Source organism: Streptomyces geranii, assembly GCF_002954775.1.
Lineage (GTDB): Bacteria > Actinomycetota > Actinomycetes > Streptomycetales > Streptomycetaceae > Streptomyces > Streptomyces geranii.
In genome coordinates this window covers 354602-377707 of sequence record NZ_PJME01000006.1, presented here as the reverse complement: position 1 = coordinate 377707, position 23106 = coordinate 354602, and the positions used below count along the sequence as shown (strand labels likewise).

At 71.3% G+C, this 23106-nt stretch carries 20 protein-coding genes and 1 pseudogene; 17 read left to right on the top strand and 4 right to left on the bottom strand.

Translation table 11 applies throughout. The annotated features are described in order from the left end of the window. The first annotated feature begins 45 nt into the window (after positions 1-45). Entirely contained in the window at positions 46-1689 is a 1644-nt protein-coding gene (locus CW359_RS12295) for an ABC-F family ATP-binding cassette domain-containing protein (protein WP_105969901.1), read from the top strand. Positions 1690-1977: 288 nt separating this feature from the next. On the opposite strand, the gene CW359_RS12290 is transcribed toward CW359_RS12295, so the two are convergent. Further along, complete coding sequence (locus CW359_RS12290; RefSeq protein WP_105969900.1) at positions 1978-4365, bottom strand: Tex family protein; 2388 nt, start codon at positions 4363-4365, stop codon at positions 1978-1980. 211 nt (positions 4366-4576) lie between these two features. Between CW359_RS12290 and CW359_RS47315 the strand changes: the two are divergent. Then, positions 4577-4716, top strand: a pseudogene (locus CW359_RS47315) (DJ-1/PfpI family protein); the annotation flags it as partial. On the opposite strand, the gene CW359_RS12280 reads toward CW359_RS47315, so the two are convergent. Then, a complete protein-coding gene (locus CW359_RS12280; RefSeq protein WP_105969899.1) occupies positions 4703-5458 on the bottom strand; it encodes an enoyl-CoA hydratase/isomerase family protein in 756 nt (251 codons plus the stop codon). The pseudogene CW359_RS47315 and the gene CW359_RS12280 overlap by 14 nt on opposite strands. A 243-nt stretch (positions 5459-5701) precedes the next feature. On the opposite strand from CW359_RS12280, the gene CW359_RS12275 reads away from it, so the two are divergent. Next, positions 5702-6211: an ATP-binding protein gene (locus CW359_RS12275; protein ID WP_105969942.1), complete on the top strand. Its 510-nt coding sequence runs from the start codon at positions 5702-5704 to the stop codon at positions 6209-6211. A 15-nt stretch (positions 6212-6226) separates the two neighbouring features. Here the strand turns inward: CW359_RS12275 and idi are convergent, their stop codons facing one another. Further along, entirely contained in the window at positions 6227-6823 is a 597-nt protein-coding gene (gene idi / locus CW359_RS12270) for an isopentenyl-diphosphate Delta-isomerase (RefSeq protein ID WP_105969898.1), read from the bottom strand. Positions 6824-7053: 230 nt separating this feature from the next. After that, the gene (locus CW359_RS12265; protein WP_105969897.1) at positions 7054-7989 is read right to left on the bottom strand and encodes a cation diffusion facilitator family transporter; all 936 of its coding nucleotides are present in this window, start codon (positions 7987-7989) and stop codon (positions 7054-7056) included. Positions 7990-8350: 361 nt separating this feature from the next. On the opposite strand from CW359_RS12265, the gene CW359_RS12260 reads away from it, so the two are divergent. The 14 genes from CW359_RS12260 to CW359_RS12200 all read left to right on the top strand — a co-directional run bounded on the left by CW359_RS12260 (position 8351) and on the right by CW359_RS12200 (position 23106). Continuing rightward, positions 8351-10195 (top strand): DUF5941 domain-containing protein, encoded by a 1845-nt coding sequence (locus tag CW359_RS12260; protein ID WP_105969896.1) that lies wholly within the window; start codon positions 8351-8353, stop codon positions 10193-10195. Next, complete coding sequence (locus CW359_RS12255; protein WP_105969895.1) at positions 10192-10944, top strand: phosphocholine cytidylyltransferase family protein; 753 nt, start codon at positions 10192-10194, stop codon at positions 10942-10944. The genes CW359_RS12260 and CW359_RS12255 overlap by 4 nt, the downstream gene beginning before the upstream one ends. Then, positions 10932-11993: an iron-containing alcohol dehydrogenase family protein gene (locus CW359_RS12250; protein ID WP_105969894.1), complete on the top strand. Its 1062-nt coding sequence runs from the start codon at positions 10932-10934 to the stop codon at positions 11991-11993. Before CW359_RS12255 ends, CW359_RS12250 begins: the two co-directional genes overlap by 13 nt. Further along, positions 11971-12753 (top strand): CDP-alcohol phosphatidyltransferase family protein, encoded by a 783-nt coding sequence (locus CW359_RS12245; RefSeq protein ID WP_105969893.1) that lies wholly within the window; start codon positions 11971-11973, stop codon positions 12751-12753. Before CW359_RS12250 ends, CW359_RS12245 begins: the two co-directional genes overlap by 23 nt. Continuing rightward, positions 12750-13634, top strand: coding sequence for a glycosyltransferase family 2 protein (locus CW359_RS12240; protein WP_105969892.1), 885 nt, complete (start codon positions 12750-12752; stop codon positions 13632-13634). Before CW359_RS12245 ends, CW359_RS12240 begins: the two co-directional genes overlap by 4 nt. 101 nt (positions 13635-13735) lie before the next feature. Next, the gene (locus tag CW359_RS12235) at positions 13736-14665 is read left to right on the top strand and encodes an ABC transporter permease (protein WP_105969891.1); all 930 of its coding nucleotides are present in this window, start codon (positions 13736-13738) and stop codon (positions 14663-14665) included. Next, positions 14658-15437: an ABC transporter ATP-binding protein gene (locus CW359_RS12230; RefSeq protein WP_105969890.1), complete on the top strand. Its 780-nt coding sequence runs from the start codon at positions 14658-14660 to the stop codon at positions 15435-15437. Before CW359_RS12235 ends, CW359_RS12230 begins: the two co-directional genes overlap by 8 nt. A gap of 381 nt (positions 15438-15818) precedes the next feature. Beyond that, positions 15819-16721: a squalene synthase HpnC gene (hpnC, locus tag CW359_RS12225; protein WP_105969889.1), complete on the top strand. Its 903-nt coding sequence runs from the start codon at positions 15819-15821 to the stop codon at positions 16719-16721. Then, the gene (gene hpnD / locus CW359_RS12220; protein ID WP_105969888.1) at positions 16718-17668 is read left to right on the top strand and encodes a presqualene diphosphate synthase HpnD; all 951 of its coding nucleotides are present in this window, start codon (positions 16718-16720) and stop codon (positions 17666-17668) included. Before hpnC ends, hpnD begins: the two co-directional genes overlap by 4 nt. Continuing rightward, positions 17668-17808, top strand: a complete 141-nt coding sequence (locus CW359_RS47550) for a DUF6380 family protein (protein WP_408647475.1) — start codon at positions 17668-17670, stop codon at positions 17806-17808. The genes hpnD and CW359_RS47550 overlap by 1 nt, the downstream gene beginning before the upstream one ends. Then, complete coding sequence (gene hpnE, locus CW359_RS12215; RefSeq protein WP_105969887.1) at positions 17805-19226, top strand: hydroxysqualene dehydroxylase HpnE; 1422 nt, start codon at positions 17805-17807, stop codon at positions 19224-19226. Before CW359_RS47550 ends, hpnE begins: the two co-directional genes overlap by 4 nt. A 62-nt stretch (positions 19227-19288) precedes the next feature. Next, on the top strand, positions 19289-20356 hold the full coding sequence (locus CW359_RS12210) for a polyprenyl synthetase family protein (protein WP_105969886.1): 1068 nt from the start codon (positions 19289-19291) through the stop codon (positions 20354-20356). A 111-nt stretch (positions 20357-20467) separates the two neighbouring features. Next, positions 20468-22471: a squalene--hopene cyclase gene (gene shc / locus CW359_RS12205; protein WP_105969885.1), complete on the top strand. Its 2004-nt coding sequence runs from the start codon at positions 20468-20470 to the stop codon at positions 22469-22471. Then, a complete protein-coding gene (locus CW359_RS12200; protein WP_105969884.1) occupies positions 22471-23106 on the top strand; it encodes a phosphorylase family protein in 636 nt (211 codons plus the stop codon). Before shc ends, CW359_RS12200 begins: the two co-directional genes overlap by 1 nt.

Below are 23106 nucleotides of genomic sequence, written 5' to 3'. Positions count from 1 at the left end.
CCCGGACGCGAGCCCAGGCCTTCGGCCGTTAGGATCGACACCCTGATGACTGCCACCCTCGTCGCCAAGAACCTCGCCGCCGGCCACGGCGACCGCTCCCTCTTCTCCGGGCTCGACCTCGTCGTCGCGCCCGGAGACGTGATCGGGCTGGTCGGAGCCAACGGCGCGGGCAAGTCCACGCTGCTGAAGATGCTCGCCGGGCTGCTCCCGCCCGAGCAGGGCGAACTGCGCCTCTCCCCGCCGACCGCGAGCGTCGGCCACCTCCCGCAGGAGCCGGAGCGCCGGGAGGGCGAGACCGTACGCGACTTCCTCGCCCGCCGCACGGGCGTGGCCGAGGCTCAGCGCGTGATGGACGAGGCGACCCAGGCCCTGGTGGACGGCTCGCCGGGCGCGGACGACGCGTACTCGACAAGCCTGGAGCGCTGGCTCGACCTGGGCGGTGCCGACCTGGACGAACGGGCGGAGGAGGTCGCGGACTCCCTGGCCCTGACGGTGGACCTGGACCAGCCGATGACGTCCCTGTCGGGCGGCCAGGCGGCAAGAGCAGGCCTCGCGTCGCTCCTGTTGTCCCGCTACGACGTCTTCCTGCTGGACGAGCCGACGAACGACCTGGACCTCGACGGCCTGGAGCGACTGGAACGCTTCGTCAAGGGCCTGCGCGCGGGCACGCTCGTCGTCAGCCACGACCGCGAGTTCCTCACCCGCACGGTGACGAAGGTCCTCGAACTCGACCTGGTCCAGCAGCAGATCAGGCTGTACGGCGGCGGCTACGAGGCCTATCTGGAGGAGCGCGAGGTCGCCCGCAGGCACGCCCGCGACGACTTCGAGGAGTACGCCGACAAGCGTGGGGCCCTCCAGGACCGGGCCCAGATGCAGCGCGGCTGGATGGACAAGGGCGTCAAGAACGCCCGGCGCAAGGCGAACAACGACAACGACAAGATCGGCCGCAAGTTCCGCAGCGAGGCGAGTGAGAAGCAGGCGGCGAAGGCGCGGCAGACCCAGCGCATGATCGAGCGGCTCGACGTGGTCGAGGAGCCGCGCAAGGAGTGGGAACTGCGCATGGAGATCGCGGCGGCCCCGCGCTCCGGCTCGGTGGTCGCCACCCTGCGGGACGCGGAGGTGCGCCGCGCGGGCTTCACGCTGGGCCCGGTGAGCGTCCAGATCGACTGGGCGGACCGGATCGCGGTCACGGGAGCGAACGGCGCGGGCAAGTCGACGTTCCTGGGCGCCCTGCTGGGCCGCGTCCCGCTGGACGCGGGCCATGCGACGCTCGGCTCGGGCGTGGTGGTGGGCGAGGTGGACCAGGCCCGCAAACTCTTCCACGGCCCGGAGGCCCTGCTGGACGCGTTCTGCGAGGCGGTACCGGAGACGGAGCCGGCAGAGGTACGCACGCTGCTGGCCAAGTTCGGCCTGAAGGCGGACCACGTACTGCGCCCGGCGGCGACGCTGTCCCCGGGCGAACGCACGAGGTCAGCGCTGGCGCTGCTCCAGGGCAGGGGAGTGAACCTCCTGGTCCTGGACGAACCGACCAACCACCTGGACCTCCCGGCGATCGAACAACTGGAACAGGCCCTCGACTCGTACGAGGGCACGCTGCTCCTGGTGACCCACGACCGCAGAATGCTGGACGCGGTAAGGGTGACCCGACGCTTCGAGGTCACCGCGGGCAAGGTGTCGGAACAGGCATGACCGCGGGCGGGTGGGGGCTGGTCGCGCAGTTCCCCGCGCCCCCAAAAGAGCCCCGTCCGACCGTGGTTGTTCGGCCGCGGGCCCGGTGGGGGTTGCCCGCGCAGTTCCCCGCGCCCCTAAAAGACCCGCCCGTCCCCAGTCCGCATAGCTGCGGGCATGCGTGCCGCTAGGGGCGGCACGGGTGGGCGCAGCGGCACCCCGTACAGCGCCGGGCCGTGCGACCCGCCCGTCGGTCAGCACCAGCGCCGGGTGTCCTCACCGCGAAGGGCACCCGGCACCAGCCAAACCTCACCGTCGCTTAGGGTCCACCAACCCCGCCTTCCGCAACGCATCAGCCATCGCACTGTTCCCCGGCGCGGGCGCGGGCGCCCCCTGCCGCGAGCCCCCACCACCGCCCTGCCCCTGCCGCTGCTGTCGAGGCTGCGGCGGCCTGCCGCCACCCCGCTGCTGCGACCGCCCGCCCCCACCCCCCTGCTGCTGCTCCCCGGAGGGCACCGCCTCGTCGTCCAACCGCAGCGTCAGCGAGATCCGCTTCCGGGGAATGTCGACATCAAGCACCTTCACCTTGACGATGTCCCCGGACTTCACCACGTCGTGCGGGTCCTTGACGAACGTCTTCGACATCGCCGACACGTGAACCAGCCCGTCCTGGTGGACGCCGACATCCACGAACGCCCCGAAGGCCGCCACGTTCGTGACGACCCCCTCCAGCACCATCCCGGAGGACAGGTCGCCGATCTTCTCGACCCCGTCCTTGAAGGTGGCCGTCTTGAAGGCGGGGCGCGGGTCACGCCCCGGCTTCTCCAGCTCGCGCAGGATGTCCGTAACCGTCGGCAGACCGAACGTCTCGTCGACGAAGTCGGCGGGACGCAGCGAGCGCAGCACCGCCGTGTTGCCGACCAGCGAAGTCACCCCGCTCCCCGCCGACTTCACCATCCGCCGCACCACCGGATACGCCTCCGGGTGCACACTGGACGCGTCCAGCGGATCGTCCCCGCCCCGGATCCGCAGGAACCCCGCACACTGCTCGTACGCCTTCGGCCCGAGCCGCGCGACCCCCTTCAGCTGGGACCGCGACTTGAACGGCCCGTTGGCGTCCCGGTGCGCCACGATGTTCTCCGCGAGCCCGGAGGAGATCCCGGAGACCCGGGACAGCAGCGGTGCGGACGCCGTGTTGACATCAACCCCCACGCCGTTCACACAGTCCTCGACCACCGCGTCCAGCGAGCGCGACAGCTTCACCTCGGACAGGTCGTGCTGGTACTGCCCGACGCCGATCGACTTCGGGTCGATCTTCACCAGCTCGGCCAGCGGGTCCTGCAGCCGCCGCGCGATGGACACCGCGCCACGCAGCGAGACGTCCATGTCGGGCAGCTCCTGCGAGGCGAACGCCGACGCCGAGTACACGGACGCGCCCGCCTCGGACACCATCACCTTGGTGAGCTTCAACTCCGGGTGCTTGGTGATCAGTTCACCGGCGAGCTTGTCCGTCTCCCGGGACGCCGTGCCGTTGCCGATCGCGATCAGGTCGACCGCGTGCTCCTTGGCGAGGCGGGCCAGCTTGGCGAGCGCCTCGTCCCACTTGTTCGCGGGGACGTGCGGATAGATGACGTCCGTGGCGACGACCTTGCCGGTCGCGTCCACCACGGCGACCTTCACGCCCGTACGGAACCCGGGGTCCAGCCCCAGCGTCGCGCGCGTGCCGGCCGGGGCGGCGAGCAGCAGGTCGCGCAGGTTCGCCGCGAAGACGTTGACCGCCTCGTCCTCCGCGAGCGTACGCAGCCGGAGGCGCACGTCGATGCCGAGGTGCACCAGGATGCGGGTGCGCCAGGCCCAGCGCACGGTGTCCACGAGCCACTTGTCGCCGGGACGGCCGCGCTCGGCGACCCCGAAGCGGTGGGCGATGATCCCCTCGTACGAGGACGGGCCCTCCGTCGCCTCCTCCGGCTCCAGGACCAGGTCGAGGACGTCCTCCTTCTCGCCGCGCAGCATCGCGAGGATGCGGTGCGAGGGGAGGGCGGTGAAGGGCTCGGCGAAGTCGAAGTAGTCGGCGAACTTGGCGCCCGCCTCCTCCTTGCCGTCCTTCACCTTGGCGGCCAGCCGCCCGCGCACCCACATGCGCTCGCGCACCTCGCCGATCAGGTCGGCGTCCTCCGAGAACCGCTCGGTGAGGATCGCGCGGGCGCCGTCCAGTGCGGCCTGCGGATCGGCGACGCCCTTGTCGGCGTCCACGAAGGCCGCGGCAGCCGCCAGCGGGTCGACGGTCGGGTCGCCGAGCAGCCCCTCGGCCAGCGGCTCCAGTCCCGCCTCGCGCGCGATCTGCGCCTTCGTCCGCCGCTTCGGCTTGAACGGCAGGTAGATGTCCTCCAGCCGTGCCTTGGTCTCCGCCCCGCGGATCTGCGCCTCGACCTCGGGCGTCAGCTTGCCCTGCTCGCGCACCGATTCGAGGATCGCGGCCCGCCGCTCCTCCAGCTCCCGCAGATAGCGCAGCCGCTCCTCCAACGTGCGCAGCTGCGCATCGTCGAGCATCTCGGTCGCTTCCTTGCGGTAGCGGGCGATGAAGGGCACTGTCGAGCCCCCGTCGAGCAACTCGACGGCGGCCCTCACCTGCCGCTCCCGTACGCCGAGCTCCTCGGCGATCCTGCCTTCGATGGACCCTACGAGGGGTGTCGTCACGATCCCGTACCGCCTTCTCCACTGAGGTTGCGCGGCAATTGTGGCAGGTGACACCGACAACCGGGTACTTCCACCGGCCATGTCCGCACGGTTGGACAGCGCGCCCCAAAGGGGCGCGGGGAACTGCGCGACAAGCCACGGCGTTGCCGCACCGGACCGACAACACTTCGCGCCACCGCCCTTCCGGCGGAGCGAAACAGACAGGACTCCCGGCCGCCGGGCCACCTCGCACTGGCTCGCGCTCGACGAACTCAACAAGTACGGCGCCCCTACGACGCCGGCGCCCCGCACAAGGCGCCCGCGCGCCTGGTCGAACTGCTCCGCTCGCGCAGCCGGTTCACGCCGAAGTAGGCCAGGTCCAGGAGAACTCCGGTGGCCGGCGTTCCAGGAACGCGGCCACCCCCTCCGCCGCCTCGTCGCCGGTACGCGCCTGCTCGGCCCAGTGCGCGTCCCGGTCCGTGCGGCCGTTCGCGAACTCCTTCGCCGCCGCCTGGGTGAGACGGGAGCGGGAAGCCAGGACGCGGGTGAACTCCGTCACCCGCTTGTCGAGTTCACCGGAAGGCAGCACCTCGTCCAGGAACCCGGTGCGCAGCGCCCGCTCCGAGTCGATCAACTCGCCCGAGAAGAGGAGGTACTTGGCGGTCGCGGGGCCCACCAGGGCCGCCAACCGCCGGGTGGACGACGCCGGGTACACCAGGCCCAGCTTCGCCGGAGTCACCCCGAACAGCGACCCCTCCTCCGCGAACCGCAGATCGCAGGCCGCAGCCAGCTGCGCCCCGCCGCCCACGCAGTGCCCGCGTACCGCCGCCAGCGTCGGCTTCGGGAAGGCCGCGAGGGTCTCCTCCGCCGCCACGGCCAGCCGCTGGGTCTCCTCCGGCGAGCCCTTGAGCGTCGAGATGTCGGCCCCCGCGCAGAAGGTTCCGCCCGCTCCGGTGAGCACCAGCACCCGGACGTCAGGATCGGCGGCCAGGGTCGCGAGCAGCGGGGGCAGCGCCCGCCACATGTCGGCCGTCATGGCGTTGCGCTTGGCCGGGTTGTGGATCACGACGGTGGCGATCCCGTCGGCGGCACTGTGGGTCAGCTGCGGCTCCATGAACCGGATCGTATCCGCCGGTCACCGGCCCCGGACGAGGGCGGCACTCAAACCCGTACAACCCGAATAGTTCACGAAGGCGGCACCACCTGACCAGGACCGGTCGCATGCGAACCCGGGACGTACGGCTTCCGTCAGAAGCGTTCGATACGTGCTGACTTCTGTTCAGTTCTCCGGTGGGGAGCCGCCGTTATCAACACTCGTCGTGTGGTGACAATCGAGCGCGAGGGCGGCGACCGGACGATGGAGAACCATGGGCGCGAGTCCGACTCCCGCCCAGCGGACGACGGGGTGCCCATGGAGCGGAGACCTCCGGATCCGCTTCCTTATGAAGGGGTCTGGAGGTTCACCGCGCCCGCTGTCGACGCCTCCGTCCCGCAGGCGCGGCACGCGGTACGGGACCTGCTGTACCGGCAGGGCGTGCCCGCCTCGCCGGACCTGGTGCACGGGCTGCTGGTGATCGTCTCGGAGCTGGCGACGAACGCCGTCCGGCACGCGGCGCTGCTCTCGCCGACGCTCGCCGTGGAGGTGGCCGTCGGTGCCGAGTGGGTGCGGGTGTCCGTGGAGGACAACCACCCCTACCGCCCGACCGCCCTGGAGGCCGACCACGGCCGGACCGGCGGACGCGGACTGCTCCTGGTCCGCGAGATCGCCAGGGAGGCGGGCGGGGTCTGCGACATCGAACACACGGCGAGCGGCGGCAAGGTCGTCTGGGCGGCCCTGCCGCTCAAGCCCGCACCGCTGCTGCCATAACGGCAGCAGCGGCTGTCACCAGCCGGCCGACGGGCCCGTCAGCTCCCGGACCGCCGGGCGGGCCGCGTCCAGCACGGTCATGAACCAGGCCGAGAACGGGTCCTTGGCATGCCGCTCCGCCAACTCGGCCGGGGTCACGAAGTCCGTGGCCCCGACCTCCTCCGGGTCCGGCGCGAGCGGCGACTGCGCCATCCCGACGAACAGGTGGTTGAACTCCTGCTCGACCAGGCCCGACTCCGGGTCGGGGTGGTTGTAGCGGACCGTGCCCGCCTCGGCGAGCAGCGACGGGGAGATCCCCAGCTCCTCGTACGTCCGCCGGGCCGCCGCCGCGAAGGGCGCCTCGCCGGGGTAGGGGTGGCCGCAGCAGGTGTTGGACCAGACGCCGGGGGAGTGGTACTTGCCCAGCGCGCGCTGCTGGAGCAGCAGTCTGCCCTGCTCGTCGAAGAGGAAGACGGAGAAGGCCCGGTGCAGCCGGCCCGGTGGCTGGTGCGCGGAGAGCTTCTCGGCGGTGCCGATCGTCGTGCCGTTCTCGTCGACCAGTTCGAGCAAGATCGCTTCTGCTGTGCCGTTCGACGAACTGTTGTGCGTCGCGGTGGCAGGTGTGATCGGCATACCCATCCTTCGCCTCGGTCTTCGAGCCCCAAGTCTGCCGTACGAATCCGGCACTCCCGGCACTTCGCGGCACCCCCGCATGTCCGGCGGCGAAGCCCCCGGACAGCGACCGGATAGTCAATCGTGCCCTGTCCCCCGGCCGTGGAACCGCCGGGGAGGGGGGCTTGAAGAAGGGGACGCGGGCGCGCGCCGGACGGCTGCGTTCCGGTCGGCGGGGCGAAAAGAGCCGCTCAGTGACAGATGGACTCGTGCTCCGCGTGCCCGCCCGGCTCCAGCTGGAAGGTGCAGTGCTCGACGTCGAAGTGGTCGCCCAGGCAGCCCTGCAGCTCGTGCAGCATCTTCTCGTGCCCTATGCCGCTCAGCACGTCCGAACTGACGACCACGTGCGCCGACAGCACCGGCATCCCGGAGGTGATCGTCCAGGCGTGCAGATCGTGTACGTCCTCCACGCCCGGCAGCGCCAGTATGTGGGCCCGTACCTCCGCCATGTCGACACCCCGGGGGGCCGCCTCAAGCAGCACGTTCAGGGTCTCCCGCAGCAGCTTCCACGTACGCGGCACGATCATCAGACCGATGACGACCGAGGCGATCGGGTCGGCCCGCTGCCAGCCCGTGGCCATGATGATCACCGCGGAGACCAGCACCGCCGCCGAGCCCAGCGCGTCCGCGACGACCTCAAGGAAGGCCCCGCGCACGTTCAGGCTCTCCTTCTGGCCGCGCATCAGCATCGTGAGCGAGATCATGTTCGCGGTCAGGCCGATCAGACCGAACACGACGGTCGTCCCGCCCGCGGTCTCCGCCGGTGTGACGAACCGCTGGATCGCCTCGTACAGGACGTAGCCGCCGACGCCCAGCAGCAGCAGACAGTTGGCGAGCGCGGCCAGGATCTCGGCGCGGGCGTACCCGAAGGTGCGGTTGCCGGTCGGCGGGCGGTTCGCGAAGTGGATGGCCAGCAGCGCCATGCCGAGGCCCAGCGCGTCCGTCGCCATGTGCGCGGCGTCCGCGATCAGCGCGAGGGAGTCGGCGACGACCCCGCCGACGACCTCGACCACCATGACGGTGAGCGTGATGGCCAGCGCGATGCGCAGCCGCCCCTGGTACGCGGCTGCCGCCGTGCCCGTGGTCGGCGCGCTGTGCGCGTGTCCGTGATCGTGCCCAGCCCCCATGGAAGCCGCCTCCTGTGTCGTCCCGCGCCCGGTCCCGAACCCCGTCCGGCGATCACAGTGAACTACGGGTGGGGGGTATGTGGCAACGCGGCACTGAACACCGTTGTCATGTGCCCTGACCTGCGGAAACGAATCGCAGGTCAGCGATGCGCGGCTCGCTCCGCCGGGGGTGCGCCGACGACGGTCGCGACGGACACCCGCCCGGGTCACGGCCGGGGGCCGTGAACAGCCGGTGAACACGGGCGCGGCCTCATCCGATAGCCTCTGCCGACATGCTGCCCGGCCACCGTGGGTCAGGGTTTCCCCCACCATCATGTAAATGACCGGCGTGCACGCGTCGGTGTCCAGGGAGTGAGTTCGGTTGCCGACCGCCATCCTCACGGGTCAGCCGGTTCCCGGATCGTCGATCGAGGACGATCTGCGGTCCCTGGGCTTCGACGTCCGGAGCGCGGCCGACGGCCCGGCGACCGAGACCCTCCTCGCCGAGGCCCCCTGCGCCGAACGGGTCGCCATCGTCGACGCCCGCTTCGTCGGCCACGTCCACGCCCTGCGCCTCGGCCTCACCGACCCCCGCTTCGCGCTCGCCGCGATCCCGGGCGCCGTGGCGGCACAGCCCGACGCCGGCCGTACGGCCCTGACCCGTGTCCTGGCCCGGGAGATCTCCACCGGCGAGGACGCCCCGACGGGCCCCGGCGCCGCCGCCTCCGCCGTAGCCGTGGACAGCCTCGCCGACCGCATCGCCCTCGCCCTGGACGCGGACGGCGCCCCCGTCCACCGCCCCGAGCTGGGCAGCCTCACCGCCACCGTCCCCGCCGACCCGCGGGCGCTGGGCGAGGCACGCCAGGCCGTCGCCGCCGTCGACGACGAGGCCGTACGCCTGAAGTCGGCCGTGAAGTCCCGGGACGGCTTCTTCACGACGTTCTGCGTCAGCCCGTACTCCCGCTACCTGGCCCGCTGGTGCGCCCGTCGCGGCCTCACCCCGAACCAGGTCACCACCGCCTCGCTGCTCACCGCCCTGATCGCGGCCGGCTGCGCGGCCACCGGCACCCGCGGCGGCTTCGTCCTCGCCGGCGTGCTCCTGCTCGTCTCCTTCGTCCTGGACTGCACGGACGGCCAGCTCGCCCGCTACTCCCTCCAGTACTCGACGCTCGGCGCCTGGCTGGACGCCACCTTCGACCGCGCCAAGGAGTACGCCTACTACGCGGGCCTCGCGCTGGGAGCGGCCCGGGGCGGCGACGACGTATGGGCGCTGGCCCTCGGCGCGATGATCCTGCAGACCTGCCGGCACGTCGTCGACTTCTCCTTCAACGAGGCGAACGCCGGAGACCCGGCCGCGACGGCCAACACCAGCCCCACGGCCGCCCTCTCCGACCGCCTCGACAGCGTCGGCTGGACGGTCTGGGTCCGGCGCATGATCGTTTTGCCGATCGGCGAGCGCTGGGCACTGATCGCCGTCCTCACCGCCCTCACCACCCCCCGCGTCACCTTCACCGTGCTGCTCATCGGCTGCGGCTTCGCGGCGACGTACACCACGGCGGGCCGTGTACTGCGCTCACTCACCCGAACGGCTCAGCGCACCGATCGGGGAGCGCAGGCTCTCGCGGACCTCACGGACAGCGGGCCGCTCGCCGAGCTGGTCGCACGCGTTCCCGGGCGTACGACGGGCGGCTCGCGCCTGCTCCTCGCGCTCGAAGGCACGGCGATGATGATCTTCGCCTTGTCGGTGTGCGGGTACGGCAGCCCGATCCCCGCGGTCCTCACCGTGCTGTACGTGCTCAGCGCGGGCGGCGCGGTCGCACTGCCCCTGACGGGCCGCCTCGACTGGCTCGTCCCCCCGGTCTTCCGGGCTGCCGAATACGGCACAGTCCTCCTTCTCGCGGGCAAAGCGGAGGTAAACGGAGCACTTCCCGCAGCTTTCGGCCTCGTGGCCGCCGTCGCCTACCATCACTACGACACGGTGTACCGCATCCGTGGCAACGCCGGAGCGCCCCCGCGCTGGCTGGTACGGGCGAGCGGAGGGCACGAGGGCCGGACACTGGTGGTCGTCGTACTGGCCGCGCTGCTCAGTGCCTCGCAGTTCGTGGTCGCGCTCACGGTCCTCGCCGTGGTCGTGGCCCTGCTGGTGCTCGCCGAGAGCATCCGCTACTGGGTGGCCGCCCACCAGGGCGGCGCGCCCGCAGTACACGACGAAGGAGAACCCGCATGATCGGCCTCGTGCTGGCGGCCGGCGCCGGACGGCGTCTGCGCCCCTACACCGACAGCCTGCCCAAGGCTCTCGTGCCGGTCGGCCCCGCGGGCGAAGAGGACGGCCCCACCGTCCTCGACCTCACCCTCGCCAACTTCGCCGAGATCGGCCTCACCGAGGCCGCGATCATCGTCGGCTACCGCAAGGAGACCGTCTACGCGCGCCAGGCCGCCCTGGAGGCGAAGTACGGGCTCAAGCTCACCCTCATCGACAACGACCGCGCCGAGGAGTGGAACAACGCCTACTCCCTCTGGTGCGGCCGGGACGCCCTCGCCGACGGCGTCATCCTCGCCAACGGCGACACCGTGCACCCCGTCTCCGTCGAGAAGACCCTGCTCGCCGCGCGCGGTGACGGGAAGCGCATCATCCTGGCCCTCGACACGGTGAAGGATCTCGCCGACGAGGAGATGAAGGTGATCGTGGACCCGGAGAAGGGCGTGCGCAGGATCACCAAGCTGATGGACCCGGCCGAGGCCACCGGCGAGTACATCGGCGTCACCCTCATCGAGGGCGCCGCCGCCGCCGAACTGGCCGACGCCCTCAAGACCGTCTGGGAGACCGACCCCCAGCAGTTCTACGAGCACGGCTACCAGGAACTGGTCGACCGCGGCTTCCGGATCGACGTGGCGCCCATAGGCGAGGTCCCGTGGGTCGAGATAGACAACCACGACGATCTCGCCCGAGGACGGGAGATCGCGTGCCGGTACTGACGAGGCTGATCCCCTCGCCGGTCGTCGTCGACATCCGCCGGGGGGCCCTGGACGACCTGGCGGACGTGCTGTTCGACCAGCGGATCTCGCACTCCGGGAAGATCGCCGTCGCGATCAGCTCCGGCTCCGGCGCCAGGCTGCGCGAGCGGCTGGCCCCCGCGCTGCCCGGCGCGAGCTGGTACGAGGTCGCCGGCGGCACCATCGACGACGCGATCCGGCTGGCCGACGCCATCAAGTCGGGCCACTACGACGCCGTCGTCGGCCTCGGCGGCGGCCGGATCATCGACTGCGCCAAGTTCGCCGCCGCCCGCGTGGGCCTGCCGCTGGTCGCCGTCGCCACCAACCTCGCGCACGACGGCCTGTGCTCCCCGGTCGCCACCCTGGACAACGACGCGGGGCGCGGCTCGTACGGCGTACCGAACCCGATCGCCGTCGTCATCGACCTGGACGTGATCCGCGAGGCCCCGGCCCGGTTCGTGCGTTCCGGGATCGGCGACGCCATGTCGAACATCTCCGCGGTGGCCGACTGGGAGCTGGCGAGCGAGGTCAACGGCGAGAAGATCGACGGCCTCGCCGCCGCGATGGCCCGCCAGGCCGGCGAAGCGGTGCTGCGCCACCCCGGAGGGGTCGGCGACAACGCCTTCCTCCAGGTGCTGGCCGAGGCCCTCGTCCTCACCGGGATCGCCATGTCGGTGTCGGGCGACTCCCGCCCCTCCTCCGGCGCCTGCCACGAGATCAACCACGCCTTCGACCTGCTGTACCCCAAGCGGGCCGCCAGCCACGGCGAACAGTGCGGCCTCGGCGCCGCCTTCGCCATGTACCTGCGCGGAGCGCCCGAGGAAGCGGCCTACATGGCCCAGGTACTGCGCCGGCACGGGCTGCCGGTGCTGCCGGAGGAGATCGGCTTCACCACGGACGAGTTCGTACGGGTCGTCGAGTACGCCCCGCAGACCAGACCCGGTCGCTACACGATCCTGGAACACCTCGACCTCACGAACGACCAGATCAAGGACACGTACGCGGACTATGTCAAGGCCATCGGTAGCTGAACTACGCCCCGTCGTCCACCCCGAAGGGGTGAAGGACCGGCGCAGCGGCGAGCACTGGGCGGGACGCCTCTACATGCGCGAGGTGTCCCTGCGGGTCGACCCGTACCTGGTGAACACCAGGATCACGCCCAACCAGCTCACGTACCTGATGGTCGTCGCGGGCGGCCTCGCGGGCGCGGCCCTTCTGCTGCCCGGCCTGACCGGCGCGATCCTGGGCGTCGTACTGATCCAGCTGTACCTGCTCCTCGACTGCGTCGACGGCGAGATCGCCCGCTGGCGCAAGCAGACCTCGATCACCGGCGTGTACCTCGACCGCATCGGCCACTACCTCTCCGAGTCGGCCCTGCTGATCGGCTTCGGGCTGCGCGGCGCCGACCTGTGGGACGGCTCCGGGAGTCCCGAGTGGCTGTGGGCGTTCCTCGGGACCCTGGCCGCCCTCGGCGCGATCCTGATCAAGGCCGAGACCGACCTGGTGGACGTGGCCCGCTCCCGCAGCGGGCTGGAGGCCGCCAAGGAGGAGCTGTCGGTGCCGCGCTCCGAGGGGCTCGCCCTGGCCCGTAAAGCCGCCGCCGCGCTGAAGTTCCACCGGCTGATCGGCGGCGTCGAGGCGAGCCTGTTCATCCTCTTCGTGGCGATCCTCGACGCCTTCGGCGGTGACCTGTTCTGGACCCGGCTGGGCATCGCCGTGCTGGCCGGGATCGCGATCCTGCAGACCGTGCTGCACCTGGTGTCCATCCTCGCCTCCAGCAGGCTCCGGTGAGTAGCGCCATGAAGGTCGGCGCGGTGATCATCACCATGGGCAACCGGCCCGACGAACTGCGCGCCCTCGTCGACTCCATCGCCAAACAGGACGGCGACCCGGTCGAGGTCGTCGTCGTCGGTAACGGCTCGCCCGTCCCGGACCTCCCCGAGGGCGTACGGAGCGTCGAACTGCCCGAGAACCTCGGCATCCCCGGTGGCCGCAACGTCGGCATCGAGGCGTTCGGCCCGGCCGGCGGTGACGTGGACATTCTGATGTTCCTCGACGACGACGGGCTCCTGGGCCACCAGGACACCGCCGAGCTGTGCCGCCGGGCCTTCACCGACGACGCGGAACTCGGCATCATCAGCTTCCGCATCGCCGACCCCGACACCGGCCTCACCCAGCGCCGCCACGTGCCACGGCCGGGCACCACGGACCCGATGCGCAGCTCCCGCGTCACCAGTTTCCTCGGCGGCGCCAACGCCGTCCGTACCAAGGTCTTCGCCGAAGTGGGCATCCTCCCCGAGGAGTTCTTCTACGCCCACGAGGAGACCGACCTGGCCTGGCGGGCCCTCGACGCGGGCTGGATGATCGACTACCGGGCCGACATGCTGCTCTACCACCCCACGACCGCGCCCTCCCGGCACGCGGTCTACCACCGCATGGTCGCCCGCAACCGGGTCTGGCTGGCCCGCCGCAACCTTCCGGCCCCCCTCGTACCCGTGTACCTGGGGGACTGGCTGCTGCTCACCCTCCTCCGACGGCCCTCCCGCCCGGCGCTCAGAGCCTGGTGGGGCGGGTTCAAGGAGGGCCTGACCACCCCGTGCGGACCCCGCCGGCCCATCCGGTGGCGTACGGTGTGGCGGCTGACCCGGCTGGGCCGCCCCCCAGTCATCTGAGAAGCTCTTACCCAGTGCCCCCGCGGACCGGCCGCACTCTGCACCCCGGCCCGCGCTCTGCCCCGTTCAGCTGCGCATATTGAAGACGAAAGTTTCCATTTGTGAGTGAGACAACGCATGACGGCGGTGTCGCGGTGAGCGACCGACCGTCACCCGACGACGGCCTCTCCGCGGCCGGACTCGCCGCGAAGTACGGGCTCGCCGTGAGCGGCGCCCGTCCCCGACTCGTCGAGTACGTCCGCCAGTTGTGGGGACGGCGTCACTTCATCCTCGCCTTCTCGCAGGCGAAACTGACCGCCCAGTACAGCCAGGCCAAACTCGGCCAGCTGTGGCAGGTGGCCACACCGCTGCTCAACGCGGCCGTGTACTTCTTCATCTTCGGCGTGATCCTCGAAGCCGACCGGGGCATGCCCCGCGAGGTGTACATCCCGTTCCTCGTCACGGGCGTCTTCGTGTTCACCTTCACGCAGAGCTCGGTGATGGCGGGCGTCCGCGCGATCTCCGGCAACCTCGGCCTGGTGCGCGCCCTGCACTTCCCGCGCGCCGCCCTGCCGGTCTCCTTCGCGCTCCAGCAGCTCCAGCAACTGCTCTTCTCGATGATCGTGCTGTTCGTGGTGTCGATCGGCTTCGGCAGCTACCCCAAGCTGTCCTGGCTGCTGATCATCCCGGCGCTGGTCCTCCAGTTCCTCTTCAACACCGGCCTCGCGCTGATCATGGCCCGCTGGGGCGCGTCCACCCCGGACCTCGCCCAGCTGATGCCGTTCGTGATGCGTACGTGGATGTACGCGTCCGGCGTGATGTTCTCCATCCCGGTCATGCTCGCCGACAAGCCCCAGTGGCTCGCCGACGTCCTCCAGTGGAACCCCGCCGCCATCTACATGGACCTGATGCGCTTCGCGCTCATCGACGGCTACGGCTCGGAGAACCTGCCCCCGCACGTCTGGGCGGTCGCGGGCGGCTGGGCCGCGCTGTTCGCCCTCGGCGGCTTCGTGTACTTCTGGCAGTCGGAGGAGAGGTACGGCCGTGGCTGACCCGATCCCCGGGGACAAGATCCCCACCGTCATCGCGGACGAACTCCACATCGTCTACCGCGTCAACGGCGCCAAGACCGGCAAGGGCAGCGCCACCTCCGCCCTCAGCCGGATCGTCAGGCGAGGCGACTCACCCGGCGTACGCAAGGTGCACGCCGTACGCGGTGTCTCCTTCGTCTCCTACCGCGGTGAGGCCGTCGGCCTGATCGGCTCCAACGGCTCCGGCAAGTCGACCCTGCTGCGCGCCATCGCGGGCCTGCTCCCCGCCGAGAGCGGGCACGTGTACACGGACGGGCAGCCCTCCCTCCTCGGCGTCAACGCCGCCCTGATGAACGACCTCACGGGCGAACGGAACGTCATATTGGGCGGTCTCGCGATGGGGATGTCCCGCGAGGAGATCAAGGAGCGCTACCAACAGATCGTCGACTTCTCGGGCATCAACGAGAAGGGCGACTTCATCACCCTGCCGATGCGCACCTACTCCTCCGGCATGGCCGCGCGGCTGCGGTTCTCCATCGCCGCCGCCAAGGACCACGACGTACTGATGATCGACGAGGCCCTGGCGACCGGCGACCGCTCCTTCCAGAAGCGCTCCGAGGACCGCATCCGGGAGCTGCGCAAGCACGCCGGCACGGTCTTCCTCGTCAGCCACAACAACAAGTCGATCAGGGACACCTGCGACCGTGTCCTGTGGCTGGAACGCGGTGAACTGCGCATGGACGGGCCGACGGACGAGGTCCTCAAGGAGTACGAGAAGTTCACCGGCAAGTAGCCGGACGGCCCGGTGAAGATCAGCCGGGCGAAAACGGGCCCCGCCGGAACTGTTCCGGCGGGGCCCCGCGTCTGCAAAGGAAACGTCAACTCCGGTCCGCCCCAGGAATCTTGACGCCAATCGGTTCGTTCTTGTGATGCGCAGGACACCCCGACGGACCATGCCGCGTTGTACAACGTAAGCTGTACGGGTGCTGAATCGCGGCAAGTAGGGCGATACCGCGCGACACCCGGCATCGGACCGCCGCGCGGACGGCCGGGCGGCGTGTCCGAAATAGTGCCCATTGGGTCAGCAGTGTAGAACGGGAGATGTGACGGCGATGGCTACGGAAACTCCCCAGCTCCCCACACCGTGTGCCGTCCCCGCCCCGGGCAGTGAACGGTGACGGCAACCGGTCGCACGCGCACCGCCGACCCGGAGCGCGGCACGCTCGACAAGGCCGCGGACGAGAACTTCCCCGTGGCCCCTTTCTTCCTGCCCAGGGCCTGGCGCACCGACCTCATGGCCGTCTACGGCTTCGCCCGCCTCGTCGACGACATCGGTGACGGCGACCTCGCCCCCGGCGGCGCCGACGCCCGCCTGCTGGGCGTCGCCCCCGAGGCGGCCGACGACCGGCTCGCCCTCCTCGACGCCTTCGAGGCCGACCTGCGCCGCGTCTTCGACGGCACCCCGCACCACCCCCTGCTGCGCCGCCTCCAGCCGACCGTGCGCCGCCGCGCCCTCACCCCGGAGCCGTTCCTCGGGCTGATCGCCGCCAACCGCCAGGACCAGCTGGTCACGCGGTACGAGACGTACGACGACCTGCTCGCCTACTGTGAGCTGTCCGCCAACCCCGTCGGCCGCCTCGTCCTCGCCGTCACCGGCACCGCGACACCCGAGCGGATCCGCCACTCGGACGCCGTGTGCACGGCCCTCCAGATCGTCGAGCACCTCCAGGACGTCGCCGAGGACCTCGGCCGCGACCGTATCTATCTGCCCGCCCAGGACATGAAGCGCTTTCACGTCCAGGAGGCGGACCTCGCCGTCCCCACCGCCGGAGCGTCGGTGCGCGCACTGATCGCATACGAAGCGGACCGCGCCAGCGACCTGCTGCGTGAAGGCACCCCCCTGGTGGGGAGCGTCCACGGCAGGCTGAAGCTGCTGCTCGCGGGTTTCGTGGCGGGGGGAAAGGCGGCGGTCCGCGCGATCGCCGCCGCCGAGCACGACGTACTTCCCGGCCCGCCCAAGCCCGGCAGGATCCAGTTGCTGCGCGAGGTGGGCACAACCCTGCGAGGAAAGGGGTGATCCGGACCGTGGAGTCGGAACCACACGTGTCCGCACCGGTACTCGCCGCCTACAGCTACTGCGAGGCCGTCACCGGGCAGCAGGCCCGCAACTTCGCGTACGGCATCAGACTGCTGCCGACGGCGAAGCGGCGTGCCATGTCCGCCCTGTACGCGTTCTCACGGCGCGTCGACGACATCGGTGACGGCACGCTGGCCCCCGAGGTCAAGGCGGCACGGCTGGAGGACACCAGAGCGCTGCTCACCCGGGTGCGCGAGGGCGCGGTCGACGAGGACGACACCGATCCCGTCGCGGTCGCCCTCAGTCATGCCGGGACGCACTTCCCGATCCCGCTCGGCGGCCTCGACGAACTCATCGACGGCGTCGTGATGGACGTACAGGGCGAGACCTACGAGACCTGGGACGACCTGAAGGTCTACTGCCGCTGTGTCGCCGGGGCCATCGGACGGCTCTCGCTCGGCGTGTTCGGCACCGAGAAGGGCGCGCGGGGTGCGGAACGCGCCCCCGAGTACGCCGACACGCTGGGGCTCGCGCTGCAGCTCACCAACATCCTGCGGGACGTCCGCGAGGACGCCGAGGACGGGCGGACCTATCTTCCCGCCGACGACCTCGCCAAGTTCGGCTGCTCGGCCGGGTTCAACGGTCCGAAGCCGCCCGAGGGCTCCGACTTCGCGGGCCTCGTCCACTTCGAAGTACGGCGCGCCCGCGCCCTGTTCGCCGAGGGCTACGGCCTGCTGCCCATGCTCGACCGGCGCAGCGGCGCCTGTGTCGCCGCCATGGCCGGCATCTACCGGCGGCTCCTCGACCGCATCGAGCGCGAGCCGGAGGCCGTCCTGCGCGGCCGGGTCTCGCTGCCCGGACGCGAGAAGGCGTACGTCGCGGTGCGCGGCCTGTCCGGTCTGGACGCCCGGCATGTGTCCCGACGGACCGTCAGGAGGCGGGCCTGATGGACAAACCGGTCCAAGGTGAGGTGCCCGAGGCGAAACGGTGCGCAACCCTCCGGTCGGGGACGGCGTCCCTGACTTCAACGGCCTGCCGCGCGGCGTTCATCCGGCGCGGCGGGTGCGCAGGGGGGAGTGCGGGATGAGCGACGGTACGCAGCCCGGGGAGCGCCCGGGCCACCACGGCGGCGAGAAGAGCGCCGTGGTGGTCGGCGGCGGCCTGGCCGGCCTCACGGCCGCGCTCTCGCTCGCCGACGCCGGGGTCCGCGTCACGCTCCTCGAAGGCCGGCCGCGGCTCGGCGGACTCGCCTTCTCCTTCCAGCGCGACGGCCTCACCGTCGACAACGGCCAGCATGTGTACCTGCGTTGCTGTACGGCCTACCGCTGGTTCCTCGACCGTATCGACGCCGCCGAACTCGCCCCGGTGCAGGCGCGGCTCGACGTGCCGGTCGTCGACGTGGCGAAACCCGCCGGACGGCGGCTGGGCAGACTCCGGCGCGACGCACTGCCCGTACCTCTGCATCTCGGGCGCAGCCTGGCCACGTATCCGCACCTCTCGCTCGCCGAGCGCGCCAGAGTCGGGCGTGCCGCTCTCGCGCTCAAGGCACTGGACCTCGCCGACCCGGCGCTGGACGCGCAGGACTTCGGCAGCTGGCTGGCCGCGCACGGTCAGTCGACGCGTGCCGTCGAGGCACTGTGGGACCTGGTGGGGGTCGCCACCCTCAACGCGGTGGCCGGGGACTCGTCCCTCGGGCTCGCCGCGATGGTGTTCAAGACCGGTCTGCTGTCCGACCCGGGCGCGGCCGACATCGGCTGGGCGCGCGTCCCGCTGGGCGAACTGCACGACACTCTGGCCCGCAAGGCGCTCGACTCCGCGGGCGTGCGTACCGAAGTCCGTACACGCGTCACCTCCGTCCGTCACCACGAGAACGGCCGTTGGACGGTCGAGGTTCCCGGCGAGACGCTCGACGCGGACGCCGTCGTGCTTGCCGTGCCCCAGCGGGAGGCGCACGATCTGCTGCCCGCCGGTGCGCTCGACGCCCCCGGGCGGCTGCTGGAGATCGGCACCGCGCCCATCCTCAACGTGCATGTGGTGTACGACCGGAAGGTGCTGAACACGCCGTTCCTCGCGGCCCTCGGCAGCCCGGTGCAGTGGGTCTTCGACCGGACCGAGGCTTCCGGGCTCGGCGGCGACGGCCAGTATCTGGCGCTGTCCCAGTCGGCCGCGCAGGACGAGATCGACGAACCCGTGGCGGCGCTGCGCGAGCGGTATCTGCCGGAGCTGAAGCGGCTGTTGCCCCGCGCGCGGGGCGCCGGGGTGCGGGACTTCTTCGTCACCCGGGAGCGGACAGCGACGTTCGCCCCCGCCCCCGGCGTCGGCCGGCTGCGGCCCGGCGCCCGCACCAATGCCCCCGGCCTGTACCTGGCCGGTTCGTGGACCGCCACGGGGTGGCCCGCGACCATGGAGAGTGCGGTCCGCAGTGGCGTGAGCGCGGCCGGTGCCGCGCTGGGCGCCCTGGGCCGGCCCCGCCACCACCTCTTCGACGTCGAGGAGGCAGCGTGATGCTCGATCATCAGCAGGCGACGGGCCCCCGCACCCCCAGCACCGCACCAAGAGGAGAGACTGTGCCCACTGTGCCCCCGGCCCCGAAGGCTGCCGACGTAGTGGACGTGACCGCGCTCCTTGAGCGCGGCCGGACCCTGGCCACTCCGGTGCTGCGGGCGGCGATCGGCCGTCTCGCGGCGCCCATGGACACCGTCTCCGCCTACCACTTCGGCTGGATCGACGCCCAGGGCAGGCCCGCGGCCGGTGACGGAGGCAAGGCCGTCCGCCCCGCGCTCGCCGTCCTGTCCGCCGAGGTCACCGGCGCCGACCCCGAGGTCGGCATCCCCGGCGCGGTCGCCGTCGAGCTGGTGCACAACTTCTCGCTGCTGCACGACGACCTGATGGACGGCGACGAACAGCGCCGCCACCGCGACACCGTCTGGAAGGTGCACGGCCCCGCCCAGGCGATCCTGGTCGGCGACGCCCTGTTCGCGCTGGCCAACGAGATCCTCCTGGAACTCGGCACCGTCGAGGCGGGCCGTGCCACCCGCCGCCTCACCACCGCGACCCGCGCCCTCATCGACGGCCAGGCGCAGGACATCTCCTACGAGCACCGCGACCGCGTCAGCGTCGAGGAGTGCCTGGAGATGGAGGGCAACAAGACCGGCGCCCTGCTCGCCTGCGCCAGCTCCATCGGCGCGGTCCTCGGCGGCGCGGACGACCGTACGGCCGACACGCTGGAGAAGTACGGCTACCACCTCGGCCTGGCCTTCCAGGCCGTCGACGACCTCCTCGGCATCTGGGGCGACCCGGAGGCCACCGGCAAGCAGACCTGGAGCGACCTGCGCCAGCGCAAGAAGTCCCTGCCCGTCGTCGCCGCCCTCGCGGCGAGCGGCCCGGCCGCCGACCAGCTCGGCGACCTGCTCGCCGCCGACGCGAAGAGCAGCGACTTCGAGAACTTCTCCGAGGAGGAGTTCGCCGTCCGCGCCGCCCTGATCGAAGAGGCGGGCGGCCGGGAGTGGACCGCCGAGGAGGCGCGCCGGCAGCACACCATCGCCGTCGACGCGCTGAACGCCATCGACATGCCCGACCGGGTGCGTGCGCAGTTCACCGCGCTCGCCGACTTCGTCGTCGTACGAAAGAGATGATCACTATCGGTCGAATAAGCCTCGCGTAGTCGCCGGCCGGCGCCGCGTTCCAGTGGCGCACCGGCCGACGGCGGACCCAAGCAGAGACATCCACTGCACGAAGGGGAAGCCATGACAGCGACGACCGACGGAAGCACCGGGGCACTGCCGCCCCGCGCTGCCTCGGCCAGCGAAACCGACACCGACACCCCAGTGGCGGCAGGGGTCCAGGATGCTGCCGCGCGCGCCGTCAGGCGTGCCACCGATCATCTCCTCGCGCGGCAGGACGCCCAGGGCTGGTGGAAGGGCGACCTGGAGACCAACGTCACCATGGACGCCGAGGACCTGCTGCTCCGTCAGTTCCTGGGCATCCGCGACGAACAGACCACCCAGGCAGCCGCGTTGTTCGTCCGCGGCGAGCAGCGCGACGACGGCACCTGGGCGACCTTCCACGGCGGACCCGCCGACCTCTCCGCCACCATCGAGGCGTACGTCGCCCTGCGGCTGGCCGGGGACGCACCCGAAGCGCCGCACATGGCGAGGGCGTCCGCCTTCGTCCGGGACCGGGGAGGCATCGCCGCCGCCCGGGTCTTCACCCGGATCTGGCTGGCCCTGTTCGGCTGGTGGAAGTGGGACGACCTCCCCGAACTCCCGCCGGAACTCATCTACTTCCCGAAGTGGATGCCGCTCAACATCTACGACTTCGGCTGCTGGGCCCGGCAGACCATCGTGCCGCTCACCATCGTCAGCGCGAAGCGCCCGGTCCGCCCGGCGCCCTTCCCGCTCGACGAGCTGCACACCGATGCCGGGATGCCGAACCCGGGCAAGTCCCTCGCTCCGCTGGTCAGTTGGGACGGTGCGTTCCAGCGGCTCGACAAGGTTCTGCACGGCTACCGCAAGGTCGCGGTGCGCCGGCTGCGCAAGGCCGCGATGAACGCCGCCGCCCGCTGGATCATCGAGCGCCAGGAGAACGACGGCTGCTGGGGCGGCATCCAGCCGCCCGCCGTCTACTCGGTGATCGCCCTGCACCTGCTCGGCTACGACCTCGAACACCCGGTCATGCGGGCCGGGTTGGAGTCCCTGGACCGCTTCACGATCTGGCGTGAGGACGGGGCCCGGATGATCGAGGCCTGCCAGTCGCCGGTGTGGGACACCTGCCTCGCCGTCATCGCCCTCGCCGACGCCGGTGTGCCCGCCGACCATCCCCAACTGGTCAAGGCCGCCGACTGGATGCTGGGCGAGCAGGTGGTCAGACCCGGCGACTGGTCCGTCCGCCGGCCCGAACTGCCGCCGGGCGGCTGGGCGTTCGAGTTCCACAACGACAACTACCCCGACATCGACGACACCGCCGAGGTCGTCCTCGCACTGCGCCGGGTCCGGCACCACGACCCGGAGCGGGTCGAGAAGGCCATCGGGCGCGGAGTGCGCTGGAACCTCGGGATGCAGTCGAAGAACGGCGCCTGGGGTGCCTTCGACGTCGACAACACCAGTTCGCTGCCCAACAAGCTGCCGTTCTGCGACTTCGGCGAGGTGATCGACCCGCCGTCCGCCGATGTCACCGCGCATGTCGTGGAGATGCTCGCCGTCGAGGGGATGTCCCACGATCCGCGCACCCGGCGCGGCATCGAGTGGCTGCTCGCCGAACAGGAGCCCGAGGGCGGGTGGTTCGGCCGCTGGGGCGTCAACTACGTCTACGGCACCGGCTCGGTGGTGCCCGCGCTGACCGCGGCGGGGCTGCCCGCCGCGCACCCGGCGATCCGGCGCGCGGTTGCCTGGCTGGCGAAGGTCCAGAACGAGGACGGCGGCTGGGGCGAGGACCTGCGCTCCTACAACGACAGCAAGGGCTGGAGCGGCCGGGGCGCCTCCACCGCCTCCCAGACGGCCTGGGCGCTGCTCGCGCTGCTGGCCGCCGGGGAGCAGGAGTCCAAGGCCGTCGAACGCGGTGTCGAGTGGCTCGCCGCGACCCAGCTGCCGGACGGCTCCTGGGACGAGCCGTACTTCACCGGCACCGGCTTCCCCTGGGACTTCTCGATCAACTACCACCTCTACCGCCAGGTCTTCCCGCTCACCGCGCTCGGCCGGTACGTCCACGGCGAGCCCTTCGCCGAGTCGTCCGGCAAGGTCAAGGGGGGCTGATGGACAGGCCCCCCGAACCGGCCCCGCTGCTGATCGCCTGCGCGCTCGGTATCGAACGGCTCGCCCTGCGCCGGGGCGCACGCGGCGACGGACCCGTCACCGTGCTGCGTACGGGCATGGGGCCCGACGCGGCCGAGGCGGCCGTCACCCGGGCCCTCGCCGACCCGGCGCTGCGCGACGCCGTCGTCCTGGCCACCGGTTTCTGCGCGGGCCTGGCCCCCGGAATGCACCCCGGTGACCTGGTCGTCGCCGAGGAGACCCGGGACCCGCGCGGCACGACCCGCTGCGACGGAGTCGAACTCCTGGTCAAGGAACTGGTGCGCGCCGTGCCCGGGCGCACCGTCCACACCGGCCCGCTCACCGGTTCCGACCACGTCGTACGCGGTCCCGAGCGGGCCGCTCTGCTCGCGACCGGCGCAATCGCGGTCGACATGGAGTCGGCGGCCACGCTCCACTGCGCCGTGCGCACGGGCGTGCGCCCGGTTGCGGCCGTACGGGTGGTCGTGGACGCTCCAGAACATGAACTCGTCCGGATCGGCACGGTACGCGGTGGAATATCGGCTTTCCGCGTTCTTCGTTCGGTCCTTCCCGCTTTTGTCGAATGGCACCGTTCCTTGCTGCTCCCCAGGAGGTGA

Bases quoted from the DNA above. Each gene is read 5' to 3' on its own strand.
- CW359_RS12295 (WP_105969901.1), top strand. From the start codon at position 46: ATGACTGCCACCCTCGTCGCCAAGAACCTCGCCGCCGGCCACGGCGAC.
- CW359_RS12280 (WP_105969899.1), bottom strand. From the start codon at position 5,458: ATGGAGCCGCAGCTGACCCACAGTGCCGCCGACGGGATCGCCACCGTC.
- CW359_RS12275 (WP_105969942.1), top strand. From the start codon at position 5,702: ATGGAGAACCATGGGCGCGAGTCCGACTCCCGCCCAGCGGACGACGGG.
- idi (WP_105969898.1), bottom strand. From the start codon at position 6,823: ATGCCGATCACACCTGCCACCGCGACGCACAACAGTTCGTCGAACGGC.
- CW359_RS12265 (WP_105969897.1), bottom strand. From the start codon at position 7,989: ATGGGGGCTGGGCACGATCACGGACACGCGCACAGCGCGCCGACCACG.
- CW359_RS12255 (WP_105969895.1), top strand. From the start codon at position 10,192: ATGATCGGCCTCGTGCTGGCGGCCGGCGCCGGACGGCGTCTGCGCCCC.
- CW359_RS12245 (WP_105969893.1), top strand. From the start codon at position 11,971: ATGTCAAGGCCATCGGTAGCTGAACTACGCCCCGTCGTCCACCCCGAA.
- CW359_RS47550 (WP_408647475.1), top strand. From the start codon at position 17,668: ATGGACAAACCGGTCCAAGGTGAGGTGCCCGAGGCGAAACGGTGCGCA.
- hpnE (WP_105969887.1), top strand. From the start codon at position 17,805: ATGAGCGACGGTACGCAGCCCGGGGAGCGCCCGGGCCACCACGGCGGC.
- shc (WP_105969885.1), top strand. From the start codon at position 20,468: ATGACAGCGACGACCGACGGAAGCACCGGGGCACTGCCGCCCCGCGCT.
- CW359_RS12200 (WP_105969884.1), top strand. From the start codon at position 22,471: ATGGACAGGCCCCCCGAACCGGCCCCGCTGCTGATCGCCTGCGCGCTC.